Origin of the sequence: Buchnera aphidicola (Floraphis choui), assembly GCA_039830045.1 — a bacterium.
In the GTDB taxonomy this organism is placed as follows: Bacteria; Pseudomonadota; Gammaproteobacteria; order Enterobacterales; family Enterobacteriaceae; genus Buchnera_B; species Buchnera_B aphidicola_AX.
In genome coordinates this window covers 1-16938 of record CP140044.1, presented here as the reverse complement: position 1 = coordinate 16938, position 16938 = coordinate 1, and the positions used below count along the sequence as shown (strand labels likewise).

Here is a 16938-nt window from a genome sequence, read left to right as displayed (position 1 = left end):
GTCTTTTTTTAAAATTAATATAACTTTAATTATACTTATAATACAAAAACTGAAATTAGCTAAATTATAATTTATAAATTAATAAAATAAATATTTTAAAAATTTTTAATAAATTTTATTTTTAAAATTAGACGATAAAAATTGTAATCTACAATAAACTAGTTCTTATATTATTTCGAATAATTTTTAAATATTAACCGATTACATTTTTTAAAATATGTCATCGTTTCACGTATAAAATTTACTAAGAATATATCAAAAAATTTATTTTCCAATACAAAAATTAGAAAAAATATCAGATAATAGTTGATCCGAAGTAAATGATCCTGTGATACTATTTAACAAGTCTTGACAAATACGTATATCTTCTGCTAATAATTCAATATTATGATATTTTTTCCAATTTTTTTTGCTTTCTTTTATACAATTTAAAATTTTTAATAAAATATCAATATGACGACGTCTAGCTAAAAAAATACTCTCATTATCATCAAAAATTTTATTAGTTTTATAAATATCATATAAATGTTTTCGTAATTTTTCAATTCCTCGTCCAGTTTTTGCTGAAACTAAAATATAATTATGTTTTTTAAAATCATTAATATAAACCTTAAAATTTTTAAGGTCCAATTTATTAAAAACAACGGTAATATTTATATTCTTTGATAGCATGCTCAAGAATTCAGTATAATTTTTTGTTTGATCATTTTTACTAGAAGAACCATCAATAATAAATAATATATGATCAGCTAAATTAATTTCTTTCCAAGCAAACTCTATACCTATACGTTCTACTAAATCTTTAGTTAAACGTAAACCTGCCGTATCTACTAGATGAAACAATACTCCACGAATATTTATACATTCATAAATAACATCACGAGTAGTACCTGGAATGTCAGTAACTATTGCTCGATTAGTACAAGATAAAGAATTTAATAGACTTGATTTTCCTGAATTAGGATGACCACATATAACTATTTTTACTCCTTCACGTAAAACAGCTCCTTGAGTGGATATATTATAGATATTATTTAACAAATTTATTAATTTATTAATTTCGTTTTTAATATTATATTTATAATCTAACTCTATTTCGTCTTCAGAAAAATTAATTAATGTTTCTATCATTACTCTAAATTTAATGAATTTTTTAATTAAATTATTAACATGAAAAGAAAATAAACCTTGTAAAGATCGTAAAGCAGCACGTGCAGACTGCTCAGAAGTAGCATTGATTAAGTCAACTATAGATTCTGCTTGTACTAAATCTATCTTCCCATTTAAAAAAGCCCGTTCGGAGAATTCTCCTGGTTTAGCTAACCGAACATTAGAAATAGTTAGTATACTAGCAATTAATAAATCTATTATTATTGGATTACCGTGACCTTGTAACTCTAAACTATCTTCACCAGTAAAAGAATGTGGTTTAGGAAACCATAACGCAATACCATAATCTAAAATTTTTCCTGAAGAATCTAAGAAAGGTAAATAACTAGCATATCTGGATAAAGGAATTTTTCCTAATACTTGTATAGAAACCTGAAAAGCTAAAGGTCCAGAAATTCTAATTATTCCAATATTACATCGCACTTCAGGCGTTACTCTTGAAACAATCGTATCATTCTTATAGGTCATATTTTATAAATATTCCTTATAAAGTTTTTACATAACCAATACAATTTTTATATGTAAATTTATTAATTTTTAGTTTTTATTTATTATTCTAATTATTTCATATTAACTTTCAATATTTTTAGAATAATTAAAAAAACTTTTTTGTTGCATGATTGTTACTAAATTACTAACAATATAATATAACACTAATCCAGAAGGGAACCATAAAAAAAATAATGTAAATATTATTGGAACGACATTCATAATTTTTTTCTGAATAGGATCTGTTATATCATTAGGCGTAATCTGTTGGATAAGAAACATCGTAATACCCATTAAAATAGGCAATATATAGTATGGATCTTGATCTGATAAATCTTTTATCCACCAAATAAATGGCGCATGCCGCAGTTCCACTGCGTTAACTAACATATAATATAGTGCTAGGAAAATAGGCATTTGTATTAATAAAGGAAAACATCCACCTAAAGGATTTACTTTTTCATGTTTATACAAATTTAATATTTCTTCACTCATCTTTTGTTTGTTATTCTCATAATTTTCTTTTATTGCATTAATTTTTGGTTGCAATTTTTTTATTTTAACCATTGTGTTATATTGAGACTTAGTTAAAGGATACATCAATCCTCTTATAATAAAGGTAATCAAAATAATTGATAAACCCCAATTACCAACAATATTGTGTAAATACTTCAATAATTTAAATAATGGTTGAGATAAAAACCATAACCATCCATAATCAACAGTTAAATCAAGATTAGGTGCTAATTTAGCCATTTCTTCTTGAATTTCTGGCCCTATCCATAATGTTGAGTTATATGTAACTTTACTATATGGTTTCACATGCATTTCATTTGAATAGAACCCAACCTCAACTGTATTATTATTAATTTTAGTAGTATATAATGTATATAATTTAGTACTATTAGGGATCCACGCTGTTACAAAATATTGCTGCAACATTGCTATCCATCCACTATGAGTAGTAATATTTAAATTTTTTTGCTGAAGAATAGAATCAAATTGATATTTTTCATACTTGCTTTCATCCGTAGAATATGCTGCACCTCGAAAAGTTTGTAAAGAAAAATTATTGCTAGTATTAGTTTTATAAGGAATTAAAACAGTTTGTCTTAATCCACCAAATACAGAAATTTCTAAATTTTTATTAGTTTCATTAAATATTTGATGTTCGACTTTAATATCGTATGTATTGGGTTTAAAAATAAACGTTTTAATATATTTTATTCTATTATTCGATATCCAAGTTAAAGGAACTTTTAGTTCCTGTTGGTTTTCTTTAAACTTAAAATATGTTTTTTGGACTGTATAAATTAACTTTTCTTGAGAATTAAAATCATTGATGTTATTTGTTCTTAATAATCCACTTCTTGTCTGATATAAAAAATCGTTTTTAGTATCTAATAATACTAATGGTTCAGAAGAATTTAGTTTATTTTTAAATTTTAATAGTTGTACTTGTTCTATATCTCCACCATTTAAATTAATTTTCACATTTAAAACGTTAGTTTTAACTATAATATTATTTGTATCATAATTATTTATTAAACTATTACTATGATATTGAGAAAATTGATTACTTTGAGGATAAAAACTAAATTTCCAAATTTCCCAAATCAAAAATAAAATAAAAAAAAATCCAAACATTAAAATACTACGCTGTAAATCCATATTAATATTCTCTTCTATTTTGAATTTTTTTAGGTATATTATCACAACCACCAGGATGAAAAGGATGACATTTTAATATTCTCCTTATTATTAAATAACATCCCTTTACTAAACAATAATGACGCAATACAAGTAAAGCGTAATGCGAACAAGTAGGCTGAAAACGACAGCTTGGAATGAATAGAATACTAATAAAACGTTGATAAAATAGGATTATTATAATAAAAAATTGAGAAATCATTGATAATAAACAGCCCATAAGTTATCCAAATTCTTTTTTAGTAATGTATAATTTATATTTATAAAACGTGAATTTATAATAACTATAAAATCTGCATTTATTAATTTATATTGAATTAATCTAAATTTTTCTCTAATAATTCGTTTAATTCGATTTCTTTTATATGAATTTTGAACGTATTTTTGTGATATACTAATTCCTAATCTCGGAAATGCTAATGTATTTACACATTTTAAAATTATTAATCCTCTATATTTTACTTTATTAGAATTGTTAAAAACATTTTCAAAATCTGTAGAAGTTAATAACTTCATTTTTTTTTTAAAAAAAATTTTGTCATTGTTATCATAATCATTTAATAGAAGATATTGTTAGGTATGTTCTAAGTTTAGCTCGTCTACGTGATAAAATATGACGGCCATTTTTTGTACTCATTCGATTTCTAAAACCATGTAACCTATTTCTTTTTAATATAGAAGGTTGAAAAGTACGTTTCATTTTATAAAATTCTCATTTAATTGATATTGAAATTTTTTTATTTAGTTATATTTATAAATATCACTTTAATATAAAAAACATTTAACGTATATACATTTTTTTGAAATATATTTAAAAATAAATTTAATAAAAGATCATATATTCGTTATTTTAAAAAAATTTTAACAAGTTATCTTAAATATAATATTTTTAAAAGATTCTAAAATAACATTTAATGCTATTTATTATTCTAATATTCATTCTAAACATATTTCTAAATTAAGATAAAATGTATTTAATTACCAATTTAATATTTAAAATTAAATATATTTAAAAGTAATGTAATTTCAGCGAAGCCGTACTACAAAATTACATTTATTAAACCTACTACAACATTATTTTTATAAATCAATGAAATTTAAAATAACAAAAAAAAAGCTATTATATTCTTTGCAAAAAGTAAATAGTTTAATTACAAAAAATACTTTATATCCTATACTTGAAAACATTTTGATAGAAGTTAAAGATAATGTTCTATTTCTAACTTCTACTAATTTGGAATTAGAAATTCAAACAAAAACATCTAAAATTTTTTCTTGTATACCAGGAAATATAACAGTATCAGGAAAAAAAATATTAGCTATATGTCGAAAATTACCTAATAATTCTGATATAACTATATTGTTGAAACAAAATAAATTGAAAATCTTTTCGGAAAATAGTTTTTATTCATTAGCAACGTTACCTGCATTTAACTTTCCTAGATTTCAAACAATGACACATCAAATCAGTTTTTCTATTTTACAAAATATATTTAAAGTAATAATTTTTTCTACTCAATTTTCCATGGCTGTCCAGGATTTGCGTAATTGTTTTAATGGGTTACTGTTAGAAATAAGAAATCAACATTTATATATAGTAGCTACTGATGGTTATCGCATAGCAATATGTAAAACACCACTAAAACATTCATGTAAATATTATTCCATAATAATACCAAGAAAAGGAGTAATTGAATTATTACGATTGCTAAATGATTCATTAACATTAATTTTTATAAAAATGAATAATAATCATTTTCAAGTACATATAAATAATACTGTTTTTACTAGTAAAATAATCGAGGAAGATTTTCCACAATATTCATCTATTATATTAAAAAATTCTAATAGAAAAATTATTATTAATACATTTCTTTTCAAAGAAGCATTATCACGAATAGTAATTTTATCTAATGAAGCATTTCGAGGAGTATTGATAAAAAATAATAAAAATCAATTAAAAATGACAACTAGTAATCAACATGATGAAAAAGCTTGTGAATTATTAGAAGTAATTTATATTAATACTAATATCGAAGTATCTATTAATGCATATTATATGTTAGATATTTTAAACGTTTTAGAAAATAACGAGGTATGTTTGTCGTTAAATGATTCTCATTCTAGTATACAAATTCAATACAATCATCAAAATTATAAATTAATATATATACTAATGCCACTAAAAATGTAAAACTAAATGTTTTATATTTAAATTATTGCCTTATTCTCTGTAATATTATATAAAATATAATTCGAAAATCAGATAATTATTGTTAATAAATATGAAGTTTACGTAAATATATATTATCTATAACAAATATTTTTGTAATAAAATAATTGAATTTAATATATGTTATTTTAAAATATATATGATTTAAAAGTTATTAGGAACGATGATGTCAAATTCTTATAGTTCATTAAATATTAAAATTTTAAAGGGTTTAGATGCTGTTCGAAAACGTCCAGGAATGTATATAGGAAACACGAATGATGGAACAGGATTACATCATATGGTTTTTGAAGTAGTAGATAATTCTATAGATGAAGCACTGGCTGGATTTTGTAAAAAAATCATAGTTACTATACATACTGATAATTCTGTTTCTATTCAAGATGATGGAAGAGGAATTCCTACAGACATTCATAATGAAGAAGGTGTTTCTGCAGCAGAAGTAATTATGACTGTCCTACACGCTGGAGGAAAATTTGATAACGATTCATATGAAATTTCCGGAGGGTTACATGGAGTTGGTATATCAGTAGTTAATGCGTTATCAAAAAAATTAGAATTAAATATTTATCGAAATAAAAATATATATCAACAAATATATCATAATGGAAATCCTGAAAATCCATTATCTATCATAGGAAAAACAAAATTACAAGGTACAAAAGTACGATTTTGGCCAAATTTAAATATTTTTACTAACATTATTAAATTTAATTTTGACATTTTATCTAAAAGATTGCAAGAACTTTCTTTTTTAAATCCTCAAGTATCAATATATTTATATGATACTACTAAGAATGTTAGTGAAAATTATCATCATCAAGGAGGATTGCAAGAATTTATTAAATTTTTAAGTGGGAAAAATAAATCAATTCATTCTAAAATATTTCATTTTTCTTCTAAAAGAGATAATATTGGAGTAGAAATTGCTATGCAATGGAATGAAGGATTTAAAGAAAATATACATTGTTTTACTAATAATATTCCTCAACAAGATGGAGGTACACATTTAGCAGGATTTCGATCTGCATTAACTAGAACAATAAATAACTATATAGATAAAGAAAAATATATAAAGAAAAACAAAATAAATGTTATAGGAGAAGATTCAAGAGAAGGATTAATAGCTATTATATCAATTAAAATTAGTGATCCAAAATTTTCCTCTCAAACTAAAAACAAATTAGTTTCATCAGAAGCAAAATCAGCAATAGAATCGTTAGTTAATGAATATTTAATAAATTTTCTTTTAGAGAATCCTTATGATGCTAAAAATATTATTGCAAAAATTCTAGAGTCTTCTCGAATAAGGCATGCAGCAAAACGTGCAAGAGAAATTACTAGAAAAAAAGGATTTTCAGATTTGTCAATGTTGCCTGGAAAACTATCTGATTGCCAAGAAAAAGATCCTATATTTTCAGAAATTTATTTAGTAGAGGGAGATTCTGCAGGGGGATCTGCAAAACAAGCAAGAAATCGAAAAAATCAAGCAATACTCCCTCTTAAAGGGAAAATTCTTAATGTAGAAAAAGCAAAATTTGAAAAAATGTTGTCTTCTCAAGAAGTGACTGCACTTATAACAGCATTAGGTTGTGGAATAGGAGAAAACGAATATAATCCAGAAAAATTGCGATATCATCGAATTATTATTATGACAGATGCTGATATTGATGGATCCCATATTAGAACTTTATTACTAACATTTTTTTATAGATATATGCCTGAAATTATTAAACGTGGACATTTATATATTGCTCAACCTCCATTATATAAAATTACAAAAGGAAAAAAAGAAAAATATATTAAAGATAATAAGGCCATGGAAAAATACAAAATCAAATTAGCATTAGAAGGTATAATGTTAAAAAATAATAATAATATTAATGTTATCACTAATTCTCCTAAAGAACTAAAAAAAATAATATTACAATATAGAAATATTCAAGACATTTTTTATCAAACAAAGTATAATTTTTCATTAATTATTCTTGATGAATTACTTTATCATCCTAAATTAGATCAATTAAATGATGAAAATTATTTGAAAGTCTGGGGTAAAACTTTTGTAGAGAATTTGAATTATAAAGTCAATAATGATTCTAACTATTCTTTTGATGTTATTTATAATTCAGCTACAAAAAATTTTGAATTGTTTATTATTCATTCTAAAAATAGAGAAAACAAAAATTATATTTTTACCAAAGAATTTTTAAATAGTTATGAATATCAAAAAATTTGTTATTTAGGAAAAAAATTACAAAACTTAATAAGTAATAATACATTTATAGAACGAAATAATAAATTTTATTCTATTAAAAATTTTGGAAAAACCTTAAAATTATTAATTAATGATTCCTTAAAAAATGTATTCATTCAAAGATATAAAGGATTAGGAGAAATGAATCCAGAACAATTATGGAAAACAACAATGAATCCTGATACGAGAAGAATGCTTAATGTTATTATTCATGATGCAAATGTTACTGATAAATTATTTAATACTCTTATGGGGGATGCTGTTGAGCCTAGAAAATCATTTATAGAATTTCACGCATTGAAAGCAAAAAATATTGATATTTAAATTTAAATTTTATTTTTATAATATAACGTATGCGACAGGAACAATTATATTATTTGTATTCTCTGCCGCGAAACTATATAAATATATACATTATTAAATAAATTTATTTTAAAATTTTATTTAATTTAAATATATTTTTTTAATTCATAAGACAATTTTTTTAGTAATTTTTCTTTTTCTGTTATAAAACTTTTTTTTATTTCTTCTGTTATATCATTTATAATTTGTGTAATGAATTGTTCATTTAAATTTTCAATTTTTAAAAAAATGTCAGTTAAAATATTGATTGTCATAGGTTGTATTTCTATAATTCCTTCTGATAAATAAATATAATTTTTTTTGTTATTCTTATCTAAACAATATAAAATTCCTGATTTAATAAATGATAATAATTGTAAATGACCTGGATAAATTCCTAGTTCTCCTTTACTTCCTGATACTCGAATTTTTTTAATTGATTTAAAATAAATAAAATTTTTAGGACTAACTATATTTAAGTGACAAATCATAATTCATACAATCCAATTTTATAATTTTTTCGATTTTTTTACAACTTCGTCAATGGAACCTATCATATAAAATGCTTGTTCTGGGTAATCATCTAATTTACCACTAAGAATATCTTTAAATCCACAAATTGTATCTTTTAAAGTTACATATTTTCCTGGAAAACCTGTAAAAATTTCTGCAACAAAAAAAGGCTGAGATAAAAATTTTTGAATTTTTCTAGCTCGTGATACTAATAACTTATCAGTTTCAGATAATTCATCCATACCTAATATAGTAATAATATCTTTTAGTTCTTGGTATTTTTGCAAAACTGATTGAACATTAACAGCAACATCATAATGTTCTTGACCTACAACTTGGGGGTCTAATTGCCGACTAGTAGAATTGAGAGGATCAATAGAGGGGTATATTCCTAATGATGCTATTTGGCGACTAAGTGTTATAGTTGAATCTAAATGCGCAAAAGTAGTGGCTGGAGAAGGATCCGTTAGATCATCAGCAGGAACATATACAGCTTGTATAGAAGTAATGGATCCTAATTTCGTCGAAGTTATTCTTTCTTGAAGTAATCCCATTTCTTCAGATAATGTAGGTTGGTATCCTACCGCAGATGGAATACGTCCTAATAGTGCTGATACTTCTGTTCCAGCTAAAGTATAACGATATATATTATCAATAAACAATAAAACATCTTTTCCTTCATCTCTGAATTTTTCTGCTATAGTTAATCCAGTAAAAGCTACACGTAACCTATTTCCAGGAGGTTCATTCATTTGACCATAAACTAAAGAAACTTTTTCTAATACATTGGAATCTTTCATTTCACGATAGAAATCATTTCCTTCTCTTATTCTTTCTCCTACACCAGTAAAAACTGAATAACCTTTATGTTTTATAGCAATATTTCTAATTAACTCCATCATATTTACTGTTTTACCAACTCCAGCTCCTCCAAATAAACCAACTTTTCCTCCCTTTGAAAAAGGACAAATTAAATCAATTACTTTAATTCCTGTTTCTAAAATTGTATAAGAATTTGATTGTTCTTCATATCCAGGAGCTATTCGATGAATTTCCCAATGTTCTATGTCGTTTTCGTCTATGCTTCTTAAAGGACCTTTCATATCTATAGGTTCACCTAATACATTTATAATACGACCTAATGTAGATGCTCCTACAGGAACTTTTATGCCATGTTGTAAGTCTAATACTGGTAAATGTCTTTTTAATCCATCGGATGATCCCATTGCAATCGTTCTAACTATTCCTGATCCTAATTGTTGTTGTACTTCTAAAATTAAAGTTTTATTTTTATTCTGAACAGATAGTGCATTATATATTTTTGGTATTGCATTATAAGGAAATTCAACGTCAATAACTGCACCAATAATTTGGACGATATTTCCAATGGCCATATGAAGATATACCCCTGATTATCTAATTAATTTAATGAGACTGCAGCAGCGCCTGAAATAATTTCAGTTAATTCTTGTGTAATATTATCTTGACGTGCTTTATTATAAATAATTTGTAAATCTTTAATTAAATCTCTACTATTATCTGTAGCTTGCTTCATTGCCATCATCCGAGCAGTTTGCTCACATGTATAATTTTCTAAAATAGCTTGATATATTTGAAATCCTATATATTTATTCAATAATTCATTTAATAAAAGTTGTGAACTAGCTTCATAAATATAATCCCAATGATTATGATTTTGGTATATTTTTTTATATGATAATGGCAATAATTTTACAGTTAGTGGAGTTTGAATAAAAGTATTCTTAAATTGATTATAAAAAAGAAACAATGTATCAATTTTTTTTGTATTATAATCATTTAATAATATATTAATAAATTTTAAATAATTAAAAAATTCATAGTTATTCTTTGTATCTTTTTTATGATATACTATATTTTTAGAATAAGGTTGGAAAAATGAAAATCCTTTTGATCCAATAATATATAAATTATTTATAATATTTTTTGTTTTATAATTTTTAATAAATTTTATAATTTTTTTAAATAATATTGTATTTAAATGTCCACATAATCCTTGATCTGTTGAAATAATAATAATTCCAATAGCTTTCTCTGATCTCTTTTCTAAATATGAATGCTGGTATTTAGTATTATTGCATGTAATATTATTTATAATTTTTTTAATAACTTCTAAATATGGACGTCCAGAATTCATTTTAACTTCTGCCTTTTTCATTTTTGAAATGGAAACCATCTCCATTGCTTTAGTAATTTTTTGTGTATTTTTTATGCAATTAATTTTGTCTTGAATATTTTTAATTTTAGACATAAACTTTTCTCTTAAACTTATAAAATTTTTTGTAAATTACCAATATTGAGTTGATTTAAAAGTATTGATTATAGTAATTAATTGATTTTTAATTTCTTTATTAAAATTTCCGTGAATGTTAATTTCTTTCATAAATTTAGAAAATTGTTCATTAGCAAAAGAAATTAATGATTCTTCAAAATTTATTATTTTTTCTATAGTAATATCATTTATAAAACCTTGATTAACTGAAAAGAGAATTAATGCTTGTTCTGCAATTGACATAGGTTGATATTGTTTTTGTTTCAAAATTTCAATTAATTTTTTTCCGTGAATCAGTTGATTTCGAGTATTTTCATCTAAATCAGATGAAAATTGTGAAAAAGCAGCTAATTCTTGATATTGAGCTAATGTTGTACGAATTCCAGAAGAAACGTATTGAATAATTTTATTTTGAGCAGAACTACCTACTCGAGATACTGAAATTCCAGGATTAATAGCTGGACGAATTCCAGAATTAAATAAATTTGATTCCAAAAATATTTGTCCATCAGTAATAGAAATGACATTAGTAGGTATAAAAGAAGATACATCTCCACCTTGAGTTTCAATAATAGGTAATGCTGTTAGTGAACCTGTTCTATTATCAATTTTTTTTTTCATAATTTCATTGAGATAATCAGCATTCACTTTGCATGATCTTTCTAATAATCGAGAATGAAGATAAAATATATCACCAGGAAATGCTTCTCTTCCCGGAGGGCGTCTTAATAATAAAGAAATTTGTCTATATGCTACTGCGTGTTTAGATAAATCATCATAAACAATTAAAGCATCTTCTCCACAGTCTCTAAAATATTCTCCCATAGCACATCCAGAATATGGTACTAAATATTGTAAAGAAGCAACTTCAGAAGCAGATGCAACAACGACAATTGTATATTTTAGCGCATTATTTTCTTCTAATTTTTTAACAACATAAGAAATTGTTGAAAATTTTTGTCCAATAGCAACATAAATACACTTTACATTAAATGATTTTTGATTAATTATTGTATCGATAGCTAAAGCTGTTTTTCCAGTTTGACGATCTCCAATAATTAGTTCGCGTTGACCGCGTCCTATAGGAATCATTGAATCAATTGATTTATAACCTGTTTGTAATGGTTGATTTATTTTTTCTCTACTAATAACATCTGGAGCAGAAGATTCTATAGGTAAAAATTTTGTTTCTTTAATTGATCCTTTACCATCAATAGGCACTCCTAAAGCATTTACTACACGTCCTAAAAAGTTAAGACCTACTGGGACTTCAAATACACGTCCAGTACATTGAACTTTAGATCCTTCAGAGATATGTCTATATTCACCCATCACTACTCCACCCACGGAATCTTTTTCTAAATTCAATGCTATAGCGTATCGATCATTGGGTAATAAAATCATTTCTCCTTGCATGACGTTTGATAAACCATAAATACGTATAATTCCATCACTAACTGAAGTAATTGTTCCTTCATTATAAGTATTACTAGTAATATTATATTGAATAATTCTTTTTTTTATTAATTCACTTATTTCATTAGAATTTAATTGCATATTTTCTTCTTAATTTTGTAAAAAATATAATAAATTTTTTAGTTGAAATTGAATAGATAAATCAATAACTGTATCGTCAAATTTAATAATAAATCCATCAATTAAATTTTTGTCAATTTTACATTTTATGTTTATTTTTTTAGATAAACGTTTTTTTAATATTATATTGATATAGTTTAGTTGTTTTGAGTGTAAATTATGAGCAGAAATAATTGTAACGTTTTTAATATTATTATTAGTATTACATATTTCTATAAATTCCAAATATATGCTTTCTAATAAAATTAAACGTTTATTTTGTACTAAAATTTTAATAAAATTTTTTCCATATTCATCTATTTCATCTTTACAAATAGAAATAAAAAAGTTAGCTAATTGTTGAAAAAAAGACATACTTGAGATTATTTTTCTAACTTCTTCGTGATTAGAAATTTTTACCATATATTCTAACATATTTTTCCAAGAATCAAACGAATGGCGAGATATAGAAAAATCATAAATTGCTTGAGCATATGGATGAGCTATACTTCTAAATTTTATCATAAATTACATTTCCTTATAGTTTTTTAATTAAGCTATCAATAATATTTTGTGTTTTTTCATTATTGATTTTGTGTTCTATTATTTTTTCAGAAATATTAATAGCTATTTGACTAATTTCTTTAATTAATTTATGTCGTAATTGTTGATATGCAATTTTTACATCAAATTGGGTTTTTTCTAGAATTTTTTCCCTTTCCTTTTGTGCTTGAACGTGTGCTTCATTTAAAATTATAATTTTCTTTTTTTTTGCTTGATCAATCATTGTTTTAGTTTTATTTCTTATAATATTTATTTCATCATCTATTTTATTTCGGTAGGAATCTAATTTTTTTTTACTGTTTTTAATATATAATAAAGAATCTGATATTTCTTTTTGTCTATTTTTTATAGCAAACATAATAGGAGGCCAAATATATTTCATACAAAAAAAAGTAAATAAAAAAAACGAGATAGCCTGACCTATAATAGTTGCATTGAGATTCATAGTATTTTACCTTTAAAAAGAGTTATATCTTTACGTCACTTCAGTAAATAACGTAAAGATCTATATATAAATTTTAAAATAGATTAGTTAATATGAATGTTCTAAAAACTATGTAATTGCAAATAACATATATAAACCTAATCCTACAGCGATCATAGGAATAGCATCGACTAACCCCATAATTACAAAAAATTGAGTACGCAATAAAGGTATTAAATCTGGTTGTCTCGCAGCTCCCTCTAAAAATTTACTACCGAGTATACCAATTCCAATGGCAGCACCTATTGCTGCTAGTCCTATCATGATAGCTACTGATATATACAACATATCTGGGTTTATATTTTGCATATTAATTTTCCTTTATGAATATTTTGAGTATTATTTTAGTGATCTTGGGTAGCCATAGATACATATACTATTGTTAATGTCATAAATATAAAAGATTGTAGTAAAATAATTAAAATGTGGAAAATAGCCCAAGGAAGGCTTAAAAACCATTGCATCCACCATGGTAATAAACCTGAAATTAAAATAAAAATCATTTCTCCAGCATACATATTGCCAAATAAACGTAGTCCTAAAGAAATAGGTTTGGACAATAATCCTATAATTTCCAATAGGACATTAAAAATGAAAAAGGTTGGATGTTGGAACGGTTGAATAAAAAAGCTTTTTAAAAAATTTTTTATACCTTTAATTTTAATACTATAATATATCATTAAAACAAAAATAGTTAATGCCATTGAAATAGTAATATTAATATCAGCAGTTGGAACGGTTCTCATGGTGGAAAACCCGAATAAAAATTTGAAAATGAAAGGTATATAATCAATAGGTAAAAGATCCATCAAGTTCATTAAAAAAATCCAAGAGAAAATAGTTAATGATAATGGAGCAAGTAATGGATTAGTATTATTACAAACGTCGTTTACACTTTTATTTACAAAATTGACAATTATTTCGATTGTAGCTTGTGATTTATTGGGAATGCCACTAGTACATTTTTGTGCGACTTTGAAGAAAAAAAATAAAAACATTAGCCCTAAAATGGTAGAAAAAAACATTGAATCAATGTTAATAGTCCAAAAATTAGTAAAATGTTCGTTAACGTTAGATATTTTTAAAGTACATAAATTTAATTGTAAATGGTGTAAATGATGATTAATATATTGTGATAAATTAAGTTCTTTTTCTACAACCATTTTGAAGATTACCTTTATAAATTATATAGACATTAAATATTTTATAATACAATTGAATTAATATCTAAAGTGATAAAATGCCTAATTCTTAGTAATTTGCATTTAGAGATATATATTAATTATAACTGAAACATCGATATTAAGTTAATAGAAATTAGATATATAAATACTATTAAATTGAAGATATAAATTTATTAAACTTAATTAATTTATTACTAGTAATAAAAATTTTAAAGAAGATTTTTAAAATTATTATACATTTTGTTTTTTTAAATAAATTAATAAAATTGAAATAGCAGCTGGTGTAATCCCAGAAATTCTAGAAGCTTGTCCAATGGAATGAGGTCGATAATAATTTAATTTTGAAGTTACTTCATTTGATAATCCTTTTATTTCACAATAATCTTTTATTGCAATTAATTTGATATTTTCTTTATTTATGAATTGTATAATTTCTTTTTTTTGTCGATCTATATATCCTTGATATTTTGCTTGGATTTCTATTTGTTGAGAAGCTTCTATATCTTTTATTCCTGGACCAAATTGTTCTAAAGACATTAAATATTTATAAGTTATTTCTGGACGTTTTAATAGTTCTTTTGCACTTAATTGTACATTTAATTTTATTTTTAGAAATTTATTTAATTGATGAGTATTTTTTGAAACAGGATTGATTACTAAGTCATCTAAACGTTTTGATTCATTTTCAATATTTTCTAATTTTTGGTTATAGCGTTTCCATCTTTTTTCACTTATTAATCCTAATTTTCTCCCTATTTCTGTTAAACGTAAATCTGCATTATCTTCTCTAAGTGTTAATCGATATTCAGCTCTAGCAGTGAACATACGATAGGGTTCTTTTGTTCCTTTAGTACATAAATCATCTATTAGCACTCCTAAATAAGCTTCATTGCGTTTAGGAAACCATGGTTCTTTATTTGATGCATATAAAGATGCATTTAATCCAGCTAATAACCCTTGTGAAGCAGCTTCTTCATAACCTGTAGTACCGTTAATTTGACCAGCTAGAAATAAGCCTGAAATAAATTTACTTTCTAAAGTTAATTTTAAATGTCTAGGATCAAAATAATCGTATTCAATAGCATATCCAGGACGAATAATTTTAGAATTTTCTAATCCTTTTATTGATTTTATAATTTTTTTTTGAATATTTTCAGGTAAACTTGTTGAAATACCGTTAGGATATATTTCAATATCAGATAAACTTCCTGGTTCTAAAAAAATTTGATGTTTTGATTTATCGGAAAATCGAACAATTTTATCTTCAATAGAAGGGCAGTAACGTGGACCTATTCCTTGTAAAATTCCTGAATATATTGAACTATTTTGAAGATTTTCTTTTATAATTGAATGGGTAATTTCATTTGTATATGTAATGTGACAAGGAACTTGTTTAGGATGTTGTAACATATCTTTCATAAACGAAAATTTTGGTAAAGGATTATCGCTATATTGTGGTTTTAAAATTTTAAAATTGATGGTTCTACAATCTAATCTAGGAGGTGTTCCTGTTTTTAGTCTTGATACATTTATAGGCAACTCTCGTAATCGATTTGCCAAGTTAATAGAAGCATTGTCTCCTATTCTTCCTCCACTAAAACTATTTAAACCGATGTAAATTTTTCCTCCTAAAAATGTTCCGAGAGTTAAAACAACTGATTGAGAAAAAAATTGTGTTTCATCATGCATTAAAATTCCTTTTATTTTATATTGGTCAATAATAAGATCTTTTACTTCTCCTTCTAATATTAACAGTTTCTTTTGAGACTGAAGAAATTTTTTAATATTTTTGCTATAAATTTTTCTATCAGCTTGTGCTCTAGTAGAACGAACAGCAGGGCCTTTTTTAGAATTTAAAATTCTAAATTGAATACCTGATTGATCAGTAACTTTTGCCATAATTCCACCTAAAGCATCAATTTCTTTTACTAATTGACTTTTTCCAATACCTCCGATAGCAGGATTACAGGATAGAGTTCCAATAGTATTTATTTTTTGAGTAATTAATAAAGTTAGACTTCCCATTCTAGAAGCAGCTAGTGCTGCTTCAGTTCCTGCGTGACCTCCGCCGACTACTATAACGTTAAAGTTTTTTTTGGATAGCAT

At 24.5% G+C, this 16938-nt stretch carries 16 protein-coding genes; 2 read left to right on the top strand and 14 right to left on the bottom strand.

What is annotated here, in order from left to right; all coding sequences use genetic code 11:
* Window positions 1-264: 264 nt before the first annotated feature.
* The 5 genes from mnmE to rpmH all read right to left on the bottom strand — a co-directional run bounded on the left by mnmE (window position 265) and on the right by rpmH (window position 4069).
* Window positions 265-1638: a tRNA uridine-5-carboxymethylaminomethyl(34) synthesis GTPase MnmE gene (mnmE, locus tag UAT33_00080; GenBank protein ID XBC43870.1), complete on the bottom strand. Its 1374-nt coding sequence runs from the start codon at window positions 1636-1638 to the stop codon at window positions 265-267.
* A gap of 102 nt (window positions 1639-1740) precedes the next feature.
* A complete protein-coding gene (gene yidC, locus UAT33_00075; GenBank protein ID XBC43869.1) occupies window positions 1741-3330 on the bottom strand; it encodes a membrane protein insertase YidC in 1590 nt (529 codons plus the stop codon).
* A 1-nt stretch (window position 3331) separates the two neighbouring features.
* Window positions 3332-3589 (bottom strand): membrane protein insertion efficiency factor YidD, encoded by a 258-nt coding sequence (gene yidD / locus UAT33_00070; protein ID XBC43868.1) that lies wholly within the window; start codon window positions 3587-3589, stop codon window positions 3332-3334.
* The gene (gene rnpA, locus UAT33_00065; GenBank protein XBC43867.1) at window positions 3568-3885 is read right to left on the bottom strand and encodes a ribonuclease P protein component; all 318 of its coding nucleotides are present in this window, start codon (window positions 3883-3885) and stop codon (window positions 3568-3570) included. The genes yidD and rnpA overlap by 22 nt, the downstream gene beginning before the upstream one ends.
* Window positions 3886-3922: 37 nt before the next feature.
* On the bottom strand, window positions 3923-4069 hold the full coding sequence (gene rpmH, locus UAT33_00060) for a 50S ribosomal protein L34 (GenBank protein ID XBC43866.1): 147 nt from the start codon (window positions 4067-4069) through the stop codon (window positions 3923-3925).
* 390 nt (window positions 4070-4459) lie between these two features.
* Between rpmH and dnaN the strand changes: the two genes are divergently transcribed.
* Complete coding sequence (gene dnaN / locus UAT33_00055; protein XBC43865.1) at window positions 4460-5563, top strand: DNA polymerase III subunit beta; 1104 nt, start codon at window positions 4460-4462, stop codon at window positions 5561-5563.
* 205 nt (window positions 5564-5768) lie between these two features.
* The gene (gene gyrB, locus UAT33_00050; GenBank protein ID XBC43864.1) at window positions 5769-8183 is read left to right on the top strand and encodes a DNA topoisomerase (ATP-hydrolyzing) subunit B; all 2415 of its coding nucleotides are present in this window, start codon (window positions 5769-5771) and stop codon (window positions 8181-8183) included.
* A 125-nt stretch (window positions 8184-8308) separates the two neighbouring features.
* On the opposite strand, the gene atpC is transcribed toward gyrB, so the two are convergent.
* The 9 genes from atpC to mnmG all read right to left on the bottom strand — a co-directional run bounded on the left by atpC (window position 8309) and on the right by mnmG (window position 16938).
* Entirely contained in the window at window positions 8309-8692 is a 384-nt protein-coding gene (atpC, locus tag UAT33_00045; GenBank protein ID XBC43863.1) for an ATP synthase F1 subunit epsilon, read from the bottom strand.
* An 18-nt stretch (window positions 8693-8710) separates the two neighbouring features.
* Window positions 8711-10108, bottom strand: a complete 1398-nt coding sequence (gene atpD / locus UAT33_00040; protein ID XBC43862.1) for a F0F1 ATP synthase subunit beta — start codon at window positions 10106-10108, stop codon at window positions 8711-8713.
* A 26-nt stretch (window positions 10109-10134) separates the two neighbouring features.
* A complete protein-coding gene (gene atpG / locus UAT33_00035) occupies window positions 10135-11004 on the bottom strand; it encodes an ATP synthase F1 subunit gamma (GenBank protein XBC43861.1) in 870 nt (289 codons plus the stop codon).
* A 36-nt stretch (window positions 11005-11040) separates the two neighbouring features.
* Window positions 11041-12582, bottom strand: a complete 1542-nt coding sequence (gene atpA / locus UAT33_00030) for a F0F1 ATP synthase subunit alpha (protein ID XBC43860.1) — start codon at window positions 12580-12582, stop codon at window positions 11041-11043.
* Window positions 12583-12591: 9 nt separating this feature from the next.
* Window positions 12592-13125, bottom strand: coding sequence for an ATP synthase F1 subunit delta (gene atpH, locus UAT33_00025; GenBank protein XBC43859.1), 534 nt, complete (start codon window positions 13123-13125; stop codon window positions 12592-12594).
* Window positions 13126-13138: 13 nt separating this feature from the next.
* Window positions 13139-13609, bottom strand: coding sequence for a F0F1 ATP synthase subunit B (locus UAT33_00020; GenBank protein XBC43858.1), 471 nt, complete (start codon window positions 13607-13609; stop codon window positions 13139-13141).
* Between the two features lie 108 nt (window positions 13610-13717).
* Window positions 13718-13957, bottom strand: a complete 240-nt coding sequence (gene atpE / locus UAT33_00015; GenBank protein ID XBC43857.1) for a F0F1 ATP synthase subunit C — start codon at window positions 13955-13957, stop codon at window positions 13718-13720.
* A 35-nt stretch (window positions 13958-13992) separates the two neighbouring features.
* Window positions 13993-14811 (bottom strand): F0F1 ATP synthase subunit A, encoded by an 819-nt coding sequence (atpB, locus tag UAT33_00010; protein ID XBC43856.1) that lies wholly within the window; start codon window positions 14809-14811, stop codon window positions 13993-13995.
* 252 nt (window positions 14812-15063) lie between these two features.
* Window positions 15064-16938, bottom strand: coding sequence for a tRNA uridine-5-carboxymethylaminomethyl(34) synthesis enzyme MnmG (gene mnmG / locus UAT33_00005; protein XBC43855.1), 1875 nt, complete (start codon window positions 16936-16938; stop codon window positions 15064-15066).